Source organism: Streptomyces sp. NBC_00647, assembly GCF_045207245.1.
Lineage (GTDB): Bacteria > Actinomycetota > Actinomycetes > Streptomycetales > Streptomycetaceae > Streptomyces.
In genome coordinates this window covers 4,748,026-4,767,792 of sequence record NZ_CP109040.1, presented here as the reverse complement: position 1 = coordinate 4,767,792, position 19,767 = coordinate 4,748,026, and the positions used below count along the sequence as shown (strand labels likewise).

The 19,767-nt window shown below is 71.9% G+C and carries 16 protein-coding genes; 11 read left to right on the top strand and 5 right to left on the bottom strand.

The features are described from left to right. Window positions 1-188: 188 nt before the first annotated feature. The gene (locus OG788_RS20755; RefSeq protein WP_406372636.1) at window positions 189-3,146 is read right to left on the bottom strand and encodes a BTAD domain-containing putative transcriptional regulator; all 2,958 of its coding nucleotides are present in this window, start codon (window positions 3,144-3,146) and stop codon (window positions 189-191) included. Between the two features lie 224 nt (window positions 3,147-3,370). Here OG788_RS20755 and OG788_RS20750 point away from each other — a divergent pair, with 224 nt between their 5' ends. The 9 genes from OG788_RS20750 to OG788_RS20710 all read left to right on the top strand — a co-directional run bounded on the left by OG788_RS20750 (window position 3,371) and on the right by OG788_RS20710 (window position 14,103). Beyond that, window positions 3,371-4,630: an amidohydrolase family protein gene (locus tag OG788_RS20750; RefSeq protein ID WP_406372635.1), complete on the top strand. Its 1,260-nt coding sequence runs from the start codon at window positions 3,371-3,373 to the stop codon at window positions 4,628-4,630. A 136-nt stretch (window positions 4,631-4,766) separates the two neighbouring features. Beyond that, the gene (locus OG788_RS20745; RefSeq protein WP_406372633.1) at window positions 4,767-5,708 is read left to right on the top strand and encodes an LLM class F420-dependent oxidoreductase; all 942 of its coding nucleotides are present in this window, start codon (window positions 4,767-4,769) and stop codon (window positions 5,706-5,708) included. Window positions 5,709-5,719: 11 nt separating this feature from the next. Next, on the top strand, window positions 5,720-6,496 hold the full coding sequence (locus tag OG788_RS20740) for a glucose 1-dehydrogenase (protein WP_351541426.1): 777 nt from the start codon (window positions 5,720-5,722) through the stop codon (window positions 6,494-6,496). Between the two features lie 98 nt (window positions 6,497-6,594). After that, window positions 6,595-7,716 carry an LLM class flavin-dependent oxidoreductase gene (locus OG788_RS20735; RefSeq protein ID WP_351541424.1) on the top strand — a complete coding sequence of 374 codons (1,122 nt, stop codon included), beginning with the start codon at window positions 6,595-6,597 and terminating at the stop codon, window positions 7,714-7,716. 20 nt (window positions 7,717-7,736) lie between these two features. Next, window positions 7,737-9,467, top strand: coding sequence for an amidohydrolase family protein (locus OG788_RS20730; protein ID WP_406372632.1), 1,731 nt, complete (start codon window positions 7,737-7,739; stop codon window positions 9,465-9,467). Beyond that, window positions 9,464-10,933, top strand: a complete 1,470-nt coding sequence (locus OG788_RS20725) for an aldehyde dehydrogenase family protein (protein ID WP_406372631.1) — start codon at window positions 9,464-9,466, stop codon at window positions 10,931-10,933. The genes OG788_RS20730 and OG788_RS20725 overlap by 4 nt, the downstream gene beginning before the upstream one ends. Before the next feature lie 562 nt (window positions 10,934-11,495). Beyond that, window positions 11,496-12,245, top strand: coding sequence for an SDR family oxidoreductase (locus OG788_RS20720; protein ID WP_406372629.1), 750 nt, complete (start codon window positions 11,496-11,498; stop codon window positions 12,243-12,245). A 44-nt stretch (window positions 12,246-12,289) separates the two neighbouring features. Then, window positions 12,290-13,267, top strand: coding sequence for an SDR family NAD(P)-dependent oxidoreductase (locus tag OG788_RS20715; protein ID WP_406372627.1), 978 nt, complete (start codon window positions 12,290-12,292; stop codon window positions 13,265-13,267). Between the two features lie 128 nt (window positions 13,268-13,395). Beyond that, complete coding sequence (locus OG788_RS20710; protein ID WP_406372625.1) at window positions 13,396-14,103, top strand: TetR/AcrR family transcriptional regulator; 708 nt, start codon at window positions 13,396-13,398, stop codon at window positions 14,101-14,103. A 23-nt stretch (window positions 14,104-14,126) separates the two neighbouring features. Here OG788_RS20710 and OG788_RS20705 read toward each other — a convergent pair whose 3' ends face one another. After that, window positions 14,127-14,960 carry a DUF4232 domain-containing protein gene (locus OG788_RS20705; RefSeq protein WP_406372624.1) on the bottom strand — a complete coding sequence of 278 codons (834 nt, stop codon included), beginning with the start codon at window positions 14,958-14,960 and terminating at the stop codon, window positions 14,127-14,129. 337 nt (window positions 14,961-15,297) lie between these two features. Next, the gene (locus tag OG788_RS20700) at window positions 15,298-15,693 is read right to left on the bottom strand and encodes a nitroreductase/quinone reductase family protein (protein WP_351120446.1); all 396 of its coding nucleotides are present in this window, start codon (window positions 15,691-15,693) and stop codon (window positions 15,298-15,300) included. Window positions 15,694-15,755: 62 nt separating this feature from the next. Between OG788_RS20700 and OG788_RS20695 the strand changes: the two genes are divergently transcribed. Both OG788_RS20695 and OG788_RS20690 read left to right on the top strand, forming a co-directional pair. Beyond that, on the top strand, window positions 15,756-16,676 hold the full coding sequence (locus OG788_RS20695) for an endonuclease/exonuclease/phosphatase family protein (protein WP_406372622.1): 921 nt from the start codon (window positions 15,756-15,758) through the stop codon (window positions 16,674-16,676). Window positions 16,677-16,855: 179 nt separating this feature from the next. Then, complete coding sequence (locus OG788_RS20690; protein ID WP_406372620.1) at window positions 16,856-17,791, top strand: DUF5996 family protein; 936 nt, start codon at window positions 16,856-16,858, stop codon at window positions 17,789-17,791. 61 nt (window positions 17,792-17,852) lie between these two features. On the opposite strand, the gene OG788_RS20685 is transcribed toward OG788_RS20690, so the two are convergent. After that, window positions 17,853-18,047: a DUF397 domain-containing protein gene (locus OG788_RS20685; RefSeq protein ID WP_406376803.1), complete on the bottom strand. Its 195-nt coding sequence runs from the start codon at window positions 18,045-18,047 to the stop codon at window positions 17,853-17,855. A gap of 43 nt (window positions 18,048-18,090) precedes the next feature. After that, window positions 18,091-19,605, bottom strand: a complete 1,515-nt coding sequence (locus OG788_RS20680) for a CehA/McbA family metallohydrolase (protein ID WP_406372619.1) — start codon at window positions 19,603-19,605, stop codon at window positions 18,091-18,093. Between the last annotated feature and the right edge of the window lie 162 nt (window positions 19,606-19,767).

Sequence of the window (19,767 nt, the reverse complement as noted above, 5' to 3'; positions counted from 1 at the left end):
CGGTTGCGGTAGTCGGGAAGGGCCCGCCCGGCAACTCCCCCGAGGGTCGCCGGACGGGCACTTCTGGGCCGGTTCACCTTAAAGGTGTTGGCCGGATGTCTTCCCGTCTGCCCCCCGACGCGACGGATCGACAACCAGAGAGTGGCGCAGGGCGATAAACGAACGATGAACGCGCAGGCGTGGGGGACTCAGGCGACGGCGAGCGGCTTCAGGAGTGCCCGCACCTCATCGGCTTCGGGTGCGGCCAACCCCTCGAAGATGTCCAGGGCTTCACGCCAGCAGACCTGCGCGCGGCCGATCTGCCCGATACCGCTCAGCGCCCTGCCGAGCACGGTGAGTACGTTGCCGCGCCGCCAGTCGCCGCCGATCCCGCGCAGCACGGTCAGCGCCAACTCCGCGTTCGCGGCGGCCTGTGCGGGCCGCCGGGAGGCGAGGTCGGCCTCGGCGAGACGGAACAACGTCATGCCCTCCCAAAGCCGTTGGCGGCTGTCCTGGAACACCTCGAGGGCTTCCTGAAGACGGTCGACGGCCTGCCCGAGCTGGCCGCTCTGGGTGAGGGCCAGACCCAGCGCGTACCGGCCGTTCGCGCCCTTCAGCGCGTGGCCCATGTCGTCGTACATCTCCGTGCCCTGCTGGGCGAGTGCCACCGCGCTCGCGGTCCGTCCGGTGGCGAGGTGGATGCGGGAGAGGTTGCACAGCGCGCTCGCCTCGCCCGGACGGTCCTCGCACGCACGGAAGTTCTCGATGGCGCGGCCCAGATGCGCCTCTCCGTCGGCGTGACGGTTCTGGTAGAGGGCGATCACGCCGAGGATGTTGGACGACCAGCAGCTCGTCAACGGGTCACCGGTGGCGAGGGCCCGTTCGAGGGCGCGGGTGGCAGCCGCGTCGGCCGAGTCGAACCGACCGGTGATGTGGTGCACGAAGGAGAGCGTCGTGAGCGCCCGGGCCTCGGCGCGCGGTGCCGCGTGTGTCTGTGCGGCGGCGCCCGCGGCCTCGGCGACGGCCTCGTACTCCTTGGAGTTGGCTCCCGATTCGGCCAGGTCGCAGGCCGCCCACAGGAGGTCGACGGCCCGTGCCAACGTCTCCGGGCCCATCGACTGCCGCACGCAGGCCAGCGTGCAGACCGCCTCCGCGTACAGCCAGTCCTGGGCCTGATGGCGGTCCTCGAACACCAGCCCCGGATACTCCGTGGGCTCGAGGTGCTCCACCAGTTTGTCGCCGGGACGGTCGAGGACGTACACCCCCGCCGCAGTGGCCAGATAGAAGTCCAGCAACCGCGACATGGCCGCCGTCCGCTCGCTCGGTGGCTGTTCGTCGCGTTCCGCGCATGCGCGCGCGTAGAGGCGTACGAGGTCGTGGTAGCGGTAGCGGCCGGGGGCGGCGGACTCCAGGAGTGAGGTGTCGACGAGGGACTCCAGGAGGTCCTCGGTTTCCTCGACCGGGAGGTCGAGCACCGCCGCGGCCGCCGCCAGGGAGATGTCGGGGCCGTCGGCCAGTCCGAGCAGCCGGAACGCCCGTGCCTGGGCCGGCTCCAGCTGGCCGTAGCCGAGTTCGAAGGTGGCCTTGACGGCCAGGTCGCCCGCCTGGAGTTCGTCCAGGCGGCGGCGCTCGTCACCGAGCTTCGCTGCGAGCACCGAGACCGTCCAGGTACGCCGGGCGGCGAGCCGTGACGCCGCGATGCGGATGGCGAGAGGAAGGAAGCCGCAGGCCGCGACCACGTCGAGGGCGGCCTCCCGCTCGGACGCGACCCGTTCCCGGCCCACGATCTTGGTGAAGAGCTGCAACGCCTCCTCGGGAGACATCACGTCGAGGTCCACCAGATGGGCACCCGCCAGGTCCACCATCCGCATGCGCGAGGTCACCAGGGCCGCACAGCCCTCGGTGCCGGGCAGCAGGGGGCGCACCTGGGCGGCGTCACGGGCGTTGTCCAGAAGGACCAGGACGCGGCGGCCGTCGAGGACCGAGCGGTAGAGGGCCGAGCGTTCCTCCAGCGAGTCCGGGATCGCCGAGTCCGCCGTACCGAGGGCCCGCAGGAAGGCGCCCAGGACCGTCTCCGGCTCGGCCGCCCGCGATCCGGCGCCCTGGAGGTCGACGTACAGCTGCCCGTCCGGGAAGGCCCCGCGGGACTGGTGCGCCACGTGCACCGCGAGCGTCGTCTTGCCCACGCCCCCGATGCCCGCCAGCGCCGAGACGGCCATGACCCGGCCCTGGTCGGAGGACGCCGCGGCGAGGACGTCGCTCAGTTCCTGCACGAAGGAAGCCCGGCCCGTGAAGTCGGTGACGGTGGCCGGGAGTTGAGCCGGGCGGACGGGTGCGGCGGAGGGCTCCGCCGCTGGGGCGGAGGGCTCAGCGAGGCCCGGGTCCGCCTGGAGTATGCGCTGCTGGAGCTCCTTGAGGCCCTGCCGCGGGTCCACCCCGAGCTCGTCGGCGAGGAGCCGCCGGGTGTCCGCGTACACCGCGAGGGCTTCCGCCTGGCGGCCGGAGCGGTACAGCGCCAGCATCAGGAGTTCACGCAGGCGCTCGCGCAGCGGATGTGCCGCGGTGAGCGCCGTGAGTTCGGAGACCGCCTCCGCGTGGCAGCCCTGCTCCAGGTCCATGTCGAGCCGGGATTCGAGGAGTTGCAGGCGCCACTCCTCCAGGCGGGCCCGCTGGGTCTCCGCGTAGGGGCCGGGGATGCTCGCGAGCGGTTCGCCGTCCCATAGGGCGAGGGCGTCCCGCAGCAGGTCACGGGCCCGGGACAGGTCGCCGGCGGCCCGCGCCTTCTCGGCGTCGGCGGCGAGCTCCTGGGCGCGTACGTGGTCGAGCGCGCGCTCGCCGAGGGAGCGGATCGCGTAGCCGCCGGACTCGCTCACCAGGACTTCGGGGCCGAGCGCCTTGCGCAGGCGCGAGGCGTATGTCCGCAGGGCGGCCAGTGCCTGGGACGGGGGTTCGTCGCCCCACAGGGCGTCGATGAGTTCGGATGCCGTGGCCGTGCGGCCGTCACGGAGCAGCAGCGCGGCCAGCAGGGCGCGTTGCTGCGGTGACCCGGCCGGCAGCGGGTCGTCGCCGAGCCAGGCGCGTACCGGGCCGAGCACGCTGAAGCGCAACGCCGCGGGCTCCTCGGAGCCCGGACGCCACTGCTTCGGTACCCGCGGCACACCGTCCATCGCTGTCCCCCTGCCGAACCGTCAGTACAACGAGGCCAGTTTGCCTTGTTCATGGCGGATGCGTCAGCCGTGCGAGACAGCGATCACAGGGCGCCGCACGGTACACCACAGGGTCCTCACACGGCCTCCTCACACATCCCCACGAATTCACCCGCGCCGTACCCCGGAACGCGGCCCCCGACAGGCAACTGACGGATCGTCAGATCAGCGCTACCGTGGGCCGTATGGAGACCACGGAAACCCAGCAGAGCCCCTCGGCGAGCGCCCCGGCCGCCTTCCCGAGGATCATCTCGGTGGACGACCACACGGTCGAACCCCCCGACGTCTGGCGGGACCGGCTGCCCGCGAAGTACCAGGACACCGGGCCCCGCATCGTCCGCGCGCCCCTCAAGGAAATGACCTTCCTGGGCGGGAAGTTCGCTCCCGTCATGGGCGCCCCGGGCGACGACGGTCCCATCGGTGACTGGTGGGTCTACGAAGACCTGCACCGGCCCCTCACCCGCCTCGACACGGCCGTCGGCTACGACCGTGACGAGATCAAGCTCGAGATCATCACGTACGAGCAGATGCGCCCGGGCTCGTACGACGTGCCCCAGCGACTGGCCGACATGGACGTCAACCACGTCCAGTCCGCCCTCTGCTTCCCCACCTTCCCCCGCTTCTGCGGGCAGACGTTCACCGAGGCGACCGACCGTGAGCTGGGCCTTCTCGGGGTGCGGGCCTACAACGACTGGATGGTGGAGGAGTGGTGCGGGCCCAAGGCCCAGGGGCGCCTGATACCGCTGACGCTCGTCCCGCTCTGGGACGCCCGGCTTGCGGCGGACGAAGTACGGCGCAATGCCGCCCGTGGCGTACGCGCGGTGGCCTTCTCCGAGATCCCGCCTCATCTGGGCCTCCCCTCCGTGCACACCGACGACTGGGACCCCTTCTTCGCCGCGTGCGACGAGACGGGCACCGTCATCGCCATGCACATCGGCTCCAGCAGCCGGATGCCGTCGACCTCGGCCGACGCGCCGCCCGCGGTCGGGTCCACGATCACCTTCGCCAACTGCTGCTTCTCGATGGTCGACTGGCTGATGAGCGGCAAGTTCGAGCGCTTCCCGAACCTCAAGGTGATGTACGCGGAGGGCCAGATCGGCTGGATCCCGTACATCCTGGAACGCGCGGACGTGGTGTGGGAGGAGAACCGCGGCTGGGGCGGCGTCGCCGACAAGGTCCACCGGCCGCCGTCCGAGCTCTTCGCCGACCACGTGTACGGCTGCTTCTTCGACGACGCCTTCGGGCTGAAGAACCTCGACGCGATCGGTGTCGGCAACGTCCTCTACGAGACCGACTATCCGCACTCGGACTCGACCTGGCCGAAGTCCCGGGAGGTCGGCGAGTCCCAGATGGGCCACCTCGACGCCGATGTGGTCGACCGGATCGTGCGGCGCAACGCGATCGAACTGCTGGGCCTGACGCCGGACGGCCTCTGGGCGGGCTGAATCCCGGCCGTCCGCGGCCTGCCCGGACACCGGCCGTCGCCGAAACCCGCCGACCTCTTGTCTGACGGTCCGTCAGCTACGACTATGGCAGCGACACTCAAGAAGTGACGGACCGTCAGACGAGAGGTGTGTGCCCATGCAGGTACTGCCCGAAGGGCGGCTGGCCTACGGGATGCAGCTCCCGGTCCAGTCGCAGAGCACGATCTACGCGGAGCCGTGGGAGGCGGACGCGGGCCCCGACGACCTCGTCGAGATCGCCCGCGCCGCCGACCGTGCCGGTTTCGCCTATGTCGCGAGCTGCGACCACGTCGCCATCCCGCGCCGGCTCGCGGGCGCGATGAGCACCGTCTGGTACGACCCGGTCGCCACGCTCGCCTTCCTCGCGGGGGTGACCGAGCGCGTGCGGCTGCTCAGCCATGTCGCGATCGTCGGGCTCAGGCATCCGCTCGTCACCGCCAAGCAGTACGCGACCCTCGACCATCTGTCGGGCGGCCGACTGGTCCTCGGGGTCGGCGCCGGGCACGTGGAGGAGGAGTTCGCGGCGGTCGGGGCCGACTTCGAGCGCCGGGGCGCCGTCCTCGACGAGACGATCGACGCGCTGCGCGCCGCGCTCGGGCCGGACGAGTTCCCCGTCCACCACGGCAAGACGTACGACTTCGAAGGGCTCGGGCAGCGGCCGCGGCCCAAGCAGGAGCGGGTGCCCGTGTGGGTGGGCGGGTCCTCGCCCGCCGCGGTGCGCCGGGCCGCGCTGCGCGGCGACGGCTGGCTGCCGCAGGGCGATCCGCGCGACCGGCTGCCGGGACAGATCGCCCGGATCGGGAGCCTGCGCGCCGAGGCCGGGATCGAGGTGCCGCTGACGATCGGCGCGATCACCGAGCCGCTGTACGTCGGTGCGCCCGGCTGGGAGGTCGGGCGGCGCACGCTGAGCGGGGCGCCCGAGGCACTGGCCGAGTCGCTGCGGGAGTACCGCGCGATGGGCGTGCACCAGATACAGGTGCGGTTCCGCAGCCGGAGCCGCGGTGAACTGCTGGACCAGATCACGGCGTTCGGCGCGGACGTCGCGCCCCACCTCAGCTAGGGAGTCAGGCCATGGGCAAGCTGGACGGGCGGGTCGTCCTCATCACGGGCGCGGCGCGCGGGCAGGGCGAGCAGGAGGCGCGGCTCTTCGTGGCGGAGGGCGCGCGCGTGGTCGTCGCGGACGTGCTCGACGACCAGGGGGAGGCGCTCGCCAAGGAGATCGGCGCGCACTACGTCCACCTGGACGTGAGCCGGGAGGAGGACTGGGAGGCGGCGGTGCGGTCCGCGCGGGCGGTGTACGGGCGGATCGACGGGCTCGTCAACAACGCCGGCATCCTGCGCTTCAACGAACTGGTCGACACCCCGCTGGCCGAGTTCATGCAGATCGTGCAGGTCAACCAGGTCGGGGTGTTCCTCGGGATCAAGACCCTCGCGCCCGAGCTCGCGGCCGCGGGCGGCGGCACGATCGTGAACACGGCCTCGTACACGGGGCTCACGGGCATGGCGTACGTCGGCGCGTACGCCGCGACCAAGCACGCCATCGTGGGCCTCACGCGCGTGGCGGCGCTCGAACTCGCGGCCAAGAGGATCCGCGTCAACGCCGTGTGCCCGGGGGCCGTCGACACGGCGATGAGCAACCCGTCGCAGCTCGATCCGGGCGCGAACACGGAGGAGGCCTCCCAGGCGCTCGACGAGCTGTACCGGAAGCTGGTGCCGCTCGGCCGGATCGGGCGTCCGGAGGAGGTGGCCCGGCTGGCCCTGTTCCTGACCGGTGAGGACTCCTCGTACATCACCGGACAGCCCTTCGTGATCGACGGCGGCTGGCTCGCGGGCGTGAGCGTTCTCTGACGCCGTATCAGCTATTGACGGTGCATGCGCGCGGTGGAACAGTCGGCTCAACGAATCTGACGGTACGTCAGATAACTGGATGGGGACGGTGAACCTCCTTGGAATTCGGGCTCTTTGTACAGGGATACGTGGGCAAGCGGGCCGAGACCGATCCGCTCGCGGAGCACAAGGCGCTGATGGAGGAGACCGAGTACGTCATCCAGGCGGACAAGTCCGGCTTCAAGTACGCCTGGGCGTCCGAGCACCACTTCCTGGAGGAGTACTCGCACCTCTCGGCCAACGACGTCTACCTCGGCTATCTGGCGCACGCCACGGACCGCATCCACCTCGGGTCCGGCATCTTCAACCCGCTCGCCCAGGTCAACCATCCGGTCAAGGTCGCCGAGAAGGTCGCGATGCTCGACCATCTCACCGAGAACCGCTTCGAGTTCGGCTCCGGGCGCGGGGCCGGCTCGCACGAGATCCTCGGCTTCCTCCCCGGCATCACCGACATGAACTACACGAAGGAGATCTGGGAGGAGACCATCGCGGAGTTCCCGAAGATGTGGCTCCAGGACGAGTACGTCGGGTTCCAGGGCAAGCACTGGTCGCTCCCGCCGCGCAAGATCCTGCCCAAGCCGTACGGGAAGTCGCACCCCGCGATGTGGTACGCCGCCGGGTCCCCGCCCTCGTACTCCATGGCCGCCCGCAAGGGGCTCGGCGTGCTCGGCTTCAGCGTCCAGAAGGTCTCCGACATGGAGTGGGTCCTGGAGCAGTACAAGACCGCCGTCGTGAACGCCGAACCCATCGGGGACTTCGTCAACGACAACGTGATGGTGACCACCACCGCCATCTGCGCGCCCACCCACGACGAGGCGATCCGCATCGCCGTCGGCGGCGGGCTGCACTACCTGCCCTCCCTCGTCTTCCGCTACCACGACACCTTCCCGCGCCCCGAGGGCTTCCCCGTCTGGCCGGAGACGCTCCCCGAGTACAACGCGGAGTTCGTCGAACTCCTCATCGAGGAGGAGCTGTTGATCTGCGGCGACCCGGACGAGGTGCTCACCCAGTGCAAGCGCTGGGAGCAGGCCGGCGCCGACCAGCTGAGCTTCGGACTGCCCGTCGGGGTCCCCAAGGAGGAGACCCTCCAGACGATCCGGCTGATCGGCGAGCACGTGATCCCGAAGATCGACACGGACCCGGTGCACCGCACCACCCGCTTCCGCCAAGCCGCCGTCTAGGTCCAGGGGGTACTTCCGCGATGCTCGACCACCTGATCAAGGGCGCGACCGTCGTGGACGGGACGGGCGCGCCCGCCTACACCGCGGACGTGGGGATACGGGACGGCCGTATCGCCGTGATCGGCACGGTCACCGAGCCGTCCCGGACGAGCGAGGACGCGCACGGACTCGTCCTCGCCCCCGGCTTCGTGGACCCGCACACGCACTACGACGCCCAGCTCTTCTGGGACCCGTACGCGACCCCGTCCCTCAACCACGGGGTCACCACCGTCGCGGGCGGCAACTGCGGGTTCACGCTCGCCCCGCTGAACCCCGCGCGCCCCGAGGACGCCGACTACACCCGCCGCATGCTGTCCAAGGTCGAGGGCATGTCCCTGGTCGCGCTGGAGGAGGGCGCGCCCTGGAACTGGCACAGCTTCGGCGATTATCTCGACGCCCTGGAGGGGCGGATCGCCGTCAACGCGGGCTTCATGGTGGGCCATTGCGCGCTGCGGCGGTACGTGATGGGCCCCGACGCCGTGGGCGGACAGCCGACGCCGGAGCAGCTCGCGGACATGCTGCGGCTCTTCCACGAGGCCATGGACGCCGGAGCCTGGGGCCTGTCCACCACCCAGTCCTCCACCCACTCCGACGGCGACGGCAGGCCGGTCGCCTCCCGGCACGCCGGGCCGGCCGAACTGCTCGCCCTCGCGCAGGCCGTGGGGGAGCACGAGGGCACCCAGATCGAGGCGATCGTGGCCGGCTGTCTGGACCAGTTCAGCGACGCCGAGATCGATCTGTTCGTGGAGATGAGCGCGGCGGCGGGCCGCCCGCTCAACTGGAACGTCCTGACGATCGACGCCGCCGTGCCCGAGCGCGTCCCGCGCCAGCTGGAGGCGAGCGAGCGCGCCCGCAAGTCCGGCGGCCGGGTCGTCGCGCTCACCATGCCGATCCTCACCCCGATGAACATGTCGCTCGGCACCTTCTGCGCGCTGAACCTGATTCCGGGCTGGGGCCCGGTTCTCGGGCTGCCCGTCCCGGACCGCATCGCGAAGCTCGGCGACCCGGAGGTCCGCGCCGAGATGCTGCGCCGCGCGGACAGCAAGGAGGCGGGTGTCTTCCGGCGGCTCGCCGACTTCGGCCGGTACGTCATCGGCGACACGTACAGCGCGGCGAACGAGGGCCTGACCGGGCGCGTGGTGCGGGACATCGCCGCCGAGCGCGGCCAGGAGCCCTTCGCGTGCCTGGTGGAGATCTGCGCGGCCGACGAGCTGCGGACGGTCCTGTGGCCCATGCCCACCGACAACGACCCGGACTCCTGGGCACTGCGCGCCGAGACCTGGCAGCACCAGGACGTCCTGCTCGGCGGCTCCGACGCGGGCGCCCATCTGGACCGCATGTGCGGAGCCCCGTACACCACCCGGTTCCTCGGCGACTGTCTGCGCGGCCGCGGGCTCGCGTCCCTGGAGCAGGCGGTGAAGATGCTGACGGACGATCCGGCGCGGCTCTTCGGGCTGCGTGACCGCGGGCGCGTCGAGGTGGGATTCCATGCCGACCTGGTGCTGTTCGACCCGGAGCGGATCGACGCGGGCAAGGCCACCCTGGTGCACGACCTCCCGGGTGACAGTCCCCGGCTCGACTCGCGGGCGATCGGGGTGAAGGCCGTGTGGGTCAACGGTGTCGAGTCGATCCGGGAGGACGTGGTGACGGGCGCCGTGCCGGGCAAGGTGCTGCGGTCGGGCCGCGACACCCGGACGGTGAGCACCCGGTGACGGGCGAGGCCGGGAGACCCGAGGAGCAGCGGCTGTTCATCGGCGGATCGTGGGTGGCGCCCGACAACGGGTTCTACGAGGTGATCGACCCGGCGACCGAGGGTGTCGTCGGGCTGGCCCCCGAGGCCTCGCGGAGCCAGGTGCACGCGGCGGCCGCGGCGGCCCGCGAGGCGTTCGGGGCATGGTCGCGCACGCCCGCCGAGGAGCGGGCCGCCGTCCTCGCCCGCGCCGCGGACGTCATCCAGCGCAACTTCGTGTCCTACGCCGAACTCGCGCAGGCGGAGAGCGGCGCCACCACCGGGACGGCGCGCGGGATGCAGGTGGGGGTCGGGGTGGCCCGGTTCCGGCGCTACGCGCGGCCCGAACCGGTCGAGCAGCCGCTGCCGCCGCAGATCAACGAGGCGGGACCCTTCGGCGGGGCGGCCGTGATGGGCGCGCTCGCCGTGCGCCAGCCGGTCGGCGTGGTCACCTGCATCACCTCGTACAACAATCCGTGGGCCAACCCGGCGGGCAAGATCGCCCCCGCCCTCGCGATGGGCAACACCGTGGTGGTGAAGCCGGCCCCGCAGGACCCGCTCTCCGTGTACCGGATGGCCGAGGCGCTCGAGGCGGCGGGCGTGCCGCCGGGCGTGGTGAACGTGGTCAGCGGTTCGACGGCGGAGTCCGGCGAGGCGGCGGTCGACTCCCCGGACGTCGACATGGTCAGTTTCACCGGCTCGACGGCCGTCGGGCAGCGGATCGCCGAGGTGTGCGGGCGCGGCATGAAGCGCCAGCTGATGGAGTTGGGCGGCAAGGGCGCGGCGATCGTGTTCGACGACGCGGATCTGGGTTCGGCGGTGTCGGGCATCGGCACGACCTTCTCCTTCTACAGCGGGCAGATCTGCACGGCGCCGACGCGGGTACTGGTCCAGCGGGCTGTGCACGACCTGTTGGTGCAGCAACTGGCTGCCTATGCGGGGCACTTGAAGGTGGGCGATCCGCGGGAGCAGGGCACGGTGGTCGGCCCGGTCGTCTCGGCGGCCCACCGTGACCGGGTCGAGTCCTACGTCGAACTCGGGCGCAAGGAAGGCGCGCGGGTGGTGGCGGGCGGTGAACGGCCCTCCCTGCCCAGCGGGTTCTATGTCGCGCCCACGCTTCTCGCCGACTGCACACCGGACATGCGGGTCGTCCGGGAGGAGATCTTCGGCCCGGTCGTCGTCGTCCTGCCTTTCGACGACGAGGAGGAGGCGATCGCCCTCGCCAACGACTCCGACTACGGCCTGATCGACTACGTCTGGTCCGGGGACGTGGCCCGCGCCTTCCGCGTCGCCCGCCGGCTGCGCGCGGGCGGCGTCGGCGTCAACACCGTGGGCCGCAACATGGAGGCGCCCTTCGGCGGCTTCAAGAAGAGCGGCGTCGGCCGGGACGTGGGGTCGTACGCCCTGCACGCGTACAGCGAGACACAGGCGATCGTCTGGCCGGGGTGACGAGCGGGGCCGCGAGGGCCGGAGCGGCGCCCCGGACCGGGGTGCGGAGCCCGGCCCGGGGGTGTCCTCCGGGGCAGGTGAAGCGCGGTGCGGGACGGTGCGGGACGGGTGAGGCCGGAGCCAGGGGCTCCGGCCTCACCCGCTTTTCGGCCGCACGGGCTCCGGTGCGGGCTCCCGGCGAAGGCCACGGGCTCCTGGCCCGTAACCCCGGCGAAGGGTCACGGGCACTGCCCCGCGCCTCTCGGCGAAGCCGCGGACTCCGCCGGCCCCCGTTTCTCGGCGAAGCCGCGAACTCCGCTCCTTGTTTCTCGGTGAAGCCGCGAACTCCGGACCCTGTTTCTCAGTGAAGCTGCGGGCTCCGGCCCCTGCTTCTCTGTGAGCCGCGAACTCCGGCCCTTGCTTCTCGGCGAGATTCAGGGCGCTGGCCTGCGCCCTTTCGGTGGACGTAGCGACGTTACGGGAGGCGGGAGAGCTTGGGTAGCGTCGCTACCCGCTCGGTGGTAGCGTTGATCTCATCGGGATGGCGAACACCGCTACCCCGGCCGAGACAAGGAGCAACGCCATGAGTGAGCAGCCGAGCACCTCCCCGCGCGTCGCGATCGTCACCGGCGGATCCCGTGGCATCGGCCGCGAGACCGCCGAGCGACTGGCCGGCGAGGGATACGCCGTCGTCGTGAACTACGCGGGCAACGCGGACGAGGCCGACAAGGCCGTCACGGCGATCAGCGAGGCGGGCGGGCAGGCCGTCGCCTTCCGTGCCGACGTCGCCGAGGAGGCGGAGGTCGCCGCCCTCTTCGACACGGCCGAGAAGGCCTTCGGCGGCGTCGACGTCGTCGTCCACGCGGCCGGTGTCATGACCCTGGCCCCGCTCGTCGACCTCGATCTCGACGCCCTGGACCGGATGCACCGCACCAACATCCGCGGCACGTTCGTCGTCGACCAGCAGGCCGCGCGCCGACTGCGCGCGGGCGGCGCGATCATCAACTTCTCCAGCTCCGTGCTGGCCCTCGCCATCCCCGGCTACACCGCCTACGCCGCCACCAAGGGCGCCGTCGAGGCGATGACCCTGATCCTCGCCCGCGAGCTGCGCGGCCGGGACATCACCGTCAACGCCGTGGCCCCCGGCCCGACCGCCACCGCCCTCTTCCTGGACGGCAAGGACGAGGAGACCATCGCGCGGATGGCCGCCCAGCCGCCCCTGGAGCGCCTCGGCACCCCCGAGGACATCGCCTCCGTCGTCGCCTTCCTCGCGGGCCCCGGGGGCCGCTGGGTCAACGGCCAGGTCCTGCGCGCCAACGGCGGCATCGCCTGACCTCTCCCGCCCCGCCGCCGCCCGACCACGTCAGGAGTTCCGCCATGAGTGACACCACCGACCCCGGGACCACCGACCCCGGGACCACCGACCCCGGGACCACCGACCCCGGGACCACCGACTCCGCCAGGACCGTTCTCATCACCGGCGCCGGATCCGGCTTCGGTGCCCTCTCCGCCCGCGCGCTCGCCCGCGCCGGGCACACCGTCTACGCCGCGATGCGCGACACCGCGGGCCGCAACGCGCCCCGGGTCGCCGAGGCCCGCGCGTACGCCGCCGAGCACCGCGTGGACCTGCGGACGGTCGAACTGGACGTCCTCTCCCAGGAGTCGGCCGACGCCGCCGTCGCCACGGTCCTCGCGGAGACCGGCCGGCTCGACGTGGTCGTCCACAACGCGGGCCACATGGTGACCGGCCCCACCGAGGCCTTCACCCCCCAGGAGCTGGCGGCCGTCTACGACACGAACGTGCTCGGCACCCAGCGCGTCAACCGGGCCGCGCTGCCCCACCTGCGCGTCCGCGGGCACGGCCTGGTGCTCTGGGTCGGCTCCAGCTCCAGCCGGGGCGGCACCCCGCCCTACCTCGCCCCGTACTTCGCCGCCAAGGCCGCCATGGACGCGCTCGCCGTGTCGTACGCGGCCGAGCTGGCCCGCTTCGACATCGAGACGACCATCGTCGTGCCGGGCGCCTTCACCTCCGGTACGAACCACTTCGCCTCCGGCGGCCACCCGGCGGAGCGGACCGTGCTCCCGGCGTACGAGGAGCGGTACGGCGCGCTGATGGACCAGGTCGGCGCCCGGCTCGCGGCGCTCGCACCGGCGGACGCCGATGTCTCCCTGGTCGCCGACGCGATCGTCGAGGTCGTCGGCACCCCGCACGGGCGGCGGCCGTTCCGGGTCCACGTCGACCCGGCGAACGACGGGTCGGCCGAGGTCAGCGCCGTCGCGGACCGCGTCCGCACCGAGTTCCTGACCCGCATCGGCCTGGCCGACGTCCTCACCCCGCACAGGACGGCGGCATGAGGGGCGCGGCCTCCGGCCCGGGCGCGGCCCCGGGGTCGGGCGTGGCTTCCCGTACGGGCGGAGCCCAAGGTGCCGCCGGTGCCGGACCGGCCCCGGCGGCCCGTGCGGCCTCGGCTAGCGTCGTCCCCGTGAGTACCAAAGCGCGCATCCTCGCAGTGGCGGCCGAGCTGGTCGCGCAGTCCCCGGACGGGGATGTCTCGACCCGGGCCGTGTGCGAGGCCGCGGGGGTCGGCGCTCCGGCGCTCTACCGGCACTTCGGGGACAAGGAAGGCCTGCTGTCGGCGGTCGTCGACCACGGGTGGGAGCGGTATCTGGCGAGCAAGCGGGAACGCCGCCCCGGCACGGATCCGGTCCAGGACCTGCGCGACGGCTGGGACAGCCACACCGAGTTCGCCCTGCGGAACCCGAATCTGTACCGCCTGATGAACTCCCCGGCGATGCGCACCCCGCCGGCCGCGGCCCTGGAGTCCCACCGGATCCTCACCGCCGACCTGCGGCGCGCCGCCGAACAGGGCAAGGTGCGGCTCGCCCCCGAACTCGCCGCGCAGATGATCATGTCGGCGAACGTGGGCGTCTGCCTGATGCTGGTCTCCCGCCCGGCGACCTTCACGGACGAGACCCTGTCCCGCCGGGTGCGGGACGCGGTGCACGCCGTGGTCTTCACCCCGGACGTGACCACCCCCGGAGCACGGCCGGCCACCCCCGACACCCCCGGCGTCCCGGCCACCGCGATCAGCCTCGGCGCACAGCTCCGGCAGAACCCGAGCCCCGCCTTCACCCCCGCCGAGGCGGCCCTGTTCACCGAGTGGCTGGACCGCCTGTCCAACACGGGTTGAGGTTCCGGTCGGGGCCCGTCACTTCACTTCGACATGATGAAGTCCAGTGCGTAGCCGGAAGCGGTCGTCCAGTAGGTGACACGCTGAAAGTCGTTGGCGTACAACGTGGCGACGGGCATGGGGACGTCGATCGGCTTGCCCGCGCTGCTCCCGGGCTTGGAACCCTGGAGGCTGAGGGTGATGCTCTTCGCCTCGTACTCGTCCATGGGGCCGCTGACGAGCAGAGCTGCATATCCCTCCTGACCCGGAGCGAGGGTGACGGGTACCCCCGGGGTCGCGTCGCTCTCCTTGATCACGGGCGCCGTGGTCCGCCCGTCACCGAGCCGCACGAGCGGGTAGCGGTAGAGGTTGCACTTCTTGGTGCCGGCGTTCTGGACGGTGAGGACGAGGTGCCTGGCGTCCCTTTCCTTCACCGCGGACACCCCGAGCTCCGTCTGGGAGCACGCGGCGATCGTCTCCTTGCCGCCACCGCCGGTGCCGGCACCACCCCCCGCGGTGCCACCACTGCTGCCGGTGCCACCGCCGCTCGTGCCGCCGGCGCTGCTCGTGCTCCCACCGCTGCCCTTGCTGCCACCGCTCCCCGCGGTGCTGCCACTGCTCTCGGCCCTGCCGGCACCGCTCCCCGCGCTGCTGGCACCGCTCCCGGCCCCGTCGCCGCCCTTGCTGCCCGAAGCACCGCCCGGCTTCGCCGAAGCCGTCGCACTCGGCTGGGCCGAGGACTTGGAGCTGTCCGAACCTTCGGCCGCGCCCGGATCGCATGCCGTGGTCGCGAGCAGCGCCGCGGCCGCCGCGGCCCCGAGGGCGTAGGACTTCCAGTTCCTCGGGCACTTGTGGTTCCTGCGGGCAGGCGTGTTCATGGGTCCCCGTTTCCTTTTCCGATCCGTATGGAGGTCGCGCTCGCCGGCGGCCGGGCAGCCACTCTGGGCATCCGCCCTGGGCATCCGCCCTGGGCATCCGCCCGTCCTGAGTGCATGAGGACCTGGGTGTCCCCCGTGGACGGGCTGGCCGGGTGTCGGCGCTGCCGAGCTGACGACGTGCTCAGCCGGTGCGACAGCCACAGCATCGGACCCCTCGTGGGCCTGGGACAACAGCCGCCCGCCAACCTGGGACGATGGAACCATCCCACCCCAGATGACCTGCGGAAACGCGGAAGCCTGGGATGCCTTGCCGGGATGCGAGGCCCCCGGCCGCCCCTCACCCGCGCAGGTCCACCCGCACCGTCAGCAGCCCCGTACCGATCAGCCGTACCGCTGTGCTGTTGCCCCGGGGCAGGGTGTGCAGCCGGGCCACCGGGTCGTCGTCCGGGAGGAGGTGCGCCGTGCCCTCGTGCCAGCGGCCGCGGAGCCGCACCCGCACCCTCGGGTCCGCCTGGATGTTGCGTATGTACTGCGACCGTTCCCCGAACTCCGAGACCAGCCAGAAGGCGTCACCGACGCGGCGGCCGCCGAGCGGGGTGCGCCGGGGCAGGCCGGAGACACGGCCGGTGGTCTCCAGGAGCGTCTGGAACGGCATCCGGCGCGCGAGCGGGTTGACGAGGTGCCGCTGGAAGGCGGTCGTGGTGCGGAACCTGAGGTCGGTGAGGCGGGCCATGGTCGGTGGGGCTCCTGTCCGGGCTGGTGTGTGGCACAAGGGAGTTGTTTCAATGGTCGCCGATGTCGCGCGACAGGAGCAGGTGGCTGCGGCTGCGGGTTGTGACCTGGAACCTCTGGTGGCGGTTCGGGCCCTGGGAAGAGCGGCAGAAAGCCATCCTGGCGGTGCTGCGCGAACTGCGGTCCGACGTCGTCGGGACGCAGGAGGTCTGGGAGTGCGACGGCCAGAACCTCGCCGGGTGGCCCGCGGACGAGCTCGGAATGCACTGGACCTGGGCGGCTTCCGATGCCTCGGACCGCTGGCAGCGGCGGATCGGGGACACCACGGTCGACGTCGGCAACGCCGTGCTGAGCCGCTGGCCGGTGGTGGCGCAGGAGGTGCTGCGGCTGCCCGCCCCCGAAGAGCTGTACGACGGACGGCTCGCCCTTCACGCCCGCCTGGCGACGCCCACCCACGAGGTGCCCTTCTTCACCACCCACCTCACCTCGGCCGTCCACGCCTCGGTCGTCCACGCCTCGGGCGTACGCCGTGAACAGGTCACCGCCCTCGCGGAGTTCGTCGCCGCGCACCGGAGCGGAACGGACTTCCCCCCTGTCGTCACGGGCGACTTCAACGCCTGGCCGGACTCTGACGAGATCCGGTTGTTCGGGGGATACAAGACGTCCCCCGCGGTTCCCGGCCAGGTCTTCCTCGACGCCTGGGAGTACGCCGACCCGACGGCACCCTCGGCCACCTGGGACCCGGCGAACGCCCATGTCGGCCCGCACAGCCCCGCCGTACGCATCGACTACGTCCACGTCGGCCCGCCCGGCCCCGGCGGCCTCGGGCACGTCCGGTCCGTACGGCGGGCCGGGGACGGGCCGGTCGGCGGGGTGTGGCCCTCGGACCACGCGGCCGTCGTGGCCGACCTGTCCCTCCCCCCGGGCGGTCAGGACACGCCCTGCGAAGCTGTGTCACATCCTGGTGCACTCCGGCTCTGGTGACCGGGGGCCGACCGCCCCACGTCACCTCGTCCGCGGTCGGACGACGGCGTGACCTGGGCGGCGGCCGTGCGGCGGCTCCGGGCTGAACCGCTCCCTCGGCGGCGTGCCGGATGTTCCCTGCGGGGTCATGATGAGACTGCCCGGCCGCCGCGTGAGCGCCTGGCGGGAAGGGGCAGGCGATGGATCTGTTCCCGCCGGTGCTGCTGGCGGAGTGGCGGGACACCAAGGAGACGCTGCACCGCTTCGCGCAGATCGTCGGCAAGATCCGCTTGGCCGCGAGCGCCCGGCGCAACCACTGGTGGAACGTCCCGTTCCATGTCACTGGGCGCGGCATCACCACCCGTCCGATGGGTCAGGTCGACGGGAATCCGATCTTCACGATCGACTTCGACTTCGTCGACCACCGGCTCGTCGTCATCACGCTGGACGGCGAAGAGCGGTCCTTTCCGCTTCCGGGCCAGTCCGTCGCGTCCTTCTACGACCAGACCCTGGCCGCTCTGGCCGCGCTGGGCGTCCGAGCGGACATCGCTGTCCCCAGGCCCTTCGATCTGCCCGACGCCGACCGGCCGTTCGCCGAGGACACCGAGCACGCGGTCTACGACCCGGTGGCCGCAAACCGCTACTGGCGGGTGCTGAGCCAGGTTGCGTCCGTGCTGGAGGAGTTCGCGGCGGGCTTCTCGGGGAAGGCCAGCTCGGTGCACCACTTCTGGCACACCTTCGACATCGCCCACAGCCGGTTCTCCGGACGCCGGGTCGACCAGCCCGAGCAGGTCGACCCGGTCACTCGGGAGGCGTACTCCTCCGAAGTGATCAGCTTCGGCTTCTGGTTCGGCGACGACACCTTCGCCGAGCCCGCGTTCTACTCGTACACCGCGCCCGAGCCCGCCGGCCTGACCGAAGCGCCGCTCAACCCTGCGTCCGCGCAGTGGGTGGCGAGCGGCGACAGCCACCTGGCCGTGCTGCGCTACGACGCGGCCCGCTCCGAGGCCGATCCACGTGCCGCCGTGCTCGCCTTCTATGAAAGCGCCTACCAGGCCGGGGCCGGACGCGCCGGATGGGACATCGCGGCGCTTGCGTGCCCCGGCGGAATCACGGACCCGGTCCGTCGCATCTGACGAATGCGGTGCTGGCTCTGTTCATGAGTTGGATCTCTTGAACAGAGCCAGCCGGAACGCTTCAGCCGTGGTTGTTTCTCTTGAGCGCTCGGAGAAGGGCGCCGAAGGCGGCCGGGGTGGTCGAGAGTATGGAGTGGGCGGGGTCGCTGCTTTCGGTGAGGTGGACCGTTTCTGCGACGCCGGAGACGGCGACGTGGAGACAGGCGTCGCGTCTGGTCCGTCGCCATCTCGGCCAGGGCTTCGACGAAGGCCTGATCGGGGCACGAGTACAAGCGGGTCTCCCTCACGCTCCCCTTGGGCTACGTCCCCAGGAAGATCGGGTTCGTGAACGCCGCCAGCGCCCCCGGCAGCGGGCCGAGCGCCACCTCGTGGCGCAGCTCGGCGCGCACGTACGCCGCGTACGCAGCCGTCGTACGCCACTCGACCGTGCCGGAGCCCGCGACCGGCAGCGGGGCACTGGTGAACAGCACGCCCTGGTCGGTGACGAAGCGGACGGTGCAGCGCGGGACGCCCGCGGCTTCCAGCCGGACGGTCACCGGAGTGTCCGGACCGACCCTCAACCGCTCCCCGATCCCCGCGTGTTGGCCCTTGGCGCCGGACGCTGTGAAGGCGAGGGAGACCAGCTTCGACTCGGCGACGTAGGAACGGCCGGCGCGGATGCCCTCCTGGACGGCCTCGCGGGTCAGGTCGTCGGCCAGGACGACGGTCTGCGGGGTGCCGACCGGGTCGGGGTCGCGGTGGGCGTCGCTGTTGCCCATCGCCGGGAGCCAGTCCTGGCCCCGGCGCACGGACGCGACCAGCATGCTGTCCCAGTCGGCGAGGGCGATCTCGTCGTCGGGGGTGTACGGGCCGTTCCACACCTCGACGGCGTCCGCCTCCCCGAAGCCGAACTTCCAGCCGCAGCCCACGCAGGTGGCGTGCGGATGGGCGGGCACCACGAGCCCGCCGGCGCCGCGGACGCGGCGCGCGAACCGGCCGAAGCGGTTGTCGCGGGCCCGGTAGCGCCAGTCGACGAACGTGCCGGGGTCCGTGCCGAGCGCCAGCACGTGCCCGTTGCGCGTGGTGACCTCCTCACCGAGCATGATCAGCAGATCGTCCCCCGCCTGGTCAGCCCAGTGAGGGTGCGAGGAATGCGTGTTGTGGTCCGAGGAGTTGATGAAGTCCAGGCCCGCCGCCCGCGCGAGTGCCGCGATCTCGGCGGGTGTTCGGCGGCCGTCCGAGTACCAGGAGTGCAGATGGCAGTCGCCGCGGTACCAGGCGCGGCCGCGTCCCCTGGCACGCGAGGGCGGGTACACCGGCTCCGGGGGCGCGGCCCGCTCCCCGTACGTCAGCGTGATGGTGACCTCGTACGGCAGGCCCTGGGGTGCCACCGTGTACGGGCCGAGCGCGATGTGCCAGGTGCCGGGGCGGACCGGGCCGGGGATGTAGCCGGGGGTCGCGTCGTCGGAGCGGATGAAGAACTCCGTGCGCGCGCCGCCCGACCAGCCCCGGAAGCCCCGGCCGCCCAGCTCCGTGCCGTGCTCGTCGAAGATGCCGATGTCCAGGGCGTTGCCCATCGTGCCGGGCGGGACGGACGGCTTCTCGTAGGTGTAGGAGACCTTGATCTCCGCGACCCCCTCCGGCACCTCGACCGGGAGATACACGAAGTCGGGGGAGCCGGTGGGGAGGGTGTCGCGCACCGTCCTCGTCTCCTGGTTGTCCGCCGCTTCCGCGTCCGCACCGCTGGGGAAGGTCACGCTTCCCAACGTAAGCGCCGCCGCCGCTCCCGTCACGAACAGAGCGCGTCTGCCGATGCCGTGGTCGTCCTCGCACATGCTGCTGCTCCCAGGGTGTCGGGCGTGACAGTGACATGGGTGATGCGAAGTGCCACGGACCACTTTGGGAGCGAGCGGTGAACGGTGGGGCACGGCAGGGGAATCGGCGGCTTTCGGGGAGACCGACAGATGCCGCGCGGCCCGAATGGGGTCAGGCCCGGC

What these genes read in the sequence shown, in the direction of transcription:
- OG788_RS20705 (WP_406372624.1), bottom strand. Translation starts at nt 14,960, where the DNA reads ATGAACACGCCTGCCCGCAGGAACCACAAGTGCCCGAGGAACTGGAAG.
- OG788_RS20680 (WP_406372619.1), bottom strand. Translation starts at nt 19,605, where the DNA reads ATGTGCGAGGACGACCACGGCATCGGCAGACGCGCTCTGTTCGTGACG.
- OG788_RS20730 (WP_406372632.1), top strand. Translation starts at nt 7,737, where the DNA reads ATGCTCGACCACCTGATCAAGGGCGCGACCGTCGTGGACGGGACGGGC.
- OG788_RS20690 (WP_406372620.1), top strand. Translation starts at nt 16,856, where the DNA reads ATGGATCTGTTCCCGCCGGTGCTGCTGGCGGAGTGGCGGGACACCAAG.
- OG788_RS20750 (WP_406372635.1), top strand. Translation starts at nt 3,371, where the DNA reads ATGGAGACCACGGAAACCCAGCAGAGCCCCTCGGCGAGCGCCCCGGCC.
- OG788_RS20740 (WP_351541426.1), top strand. Translation starts at nt 5,720, where the DNA reads ATGGGCAAGCTGGACGGGCGGGTCGTCCTCATCACGGGCGCGGCGCGC.
- OG788_RS20755 (WP_406372636.1), bottom strand. Translation starts at nt 3,146, where the DNA reads ATGGACGGTGTGCCGCGGGTACCGAAGCAGTGGCGTCCGGGCTCCGAG.
- OG788_RS20745 (WP_406372633.1), top strand. Translation starts at nt 4,767, where the DNA reads ATGCAGGTACTGCCCGAAGGGCGGCTGGCCTACGGGATGCAGCTCCCG.
- OG788_RS20715 (WP_406372627.1), top strand. Translation starts at nt 12,290, where the DNA reads ATGAGTGACACCACCGACCCCGGGACCACCGACCCCGGGACCACCGAC.
- OG788_RS20695 (WP_406372622.1), top strand. Translation starts at nt 15,756, where the DNA reads ATGTCGCGCGACAGGAGCAGGTGGCTGCGGCTGCGGGTTGTGACCTGG.
- OG788_RS20700 (WP_351120446.1), bottom strand. Translation starts at nt 15,693, where the DNA reads ATGGCCCGCCTCACCGACCTCAGGTTCCGCACCACGACCGCCTTCCAG.
- OG788_RS20720 (WP_406372629.1), top strand. Translation starts at nt 11,496, where the DNA reads ATGAGTGAGCAGCCGAGCACCTCCCCGCGCGTCGCGATCGTCACCGGC.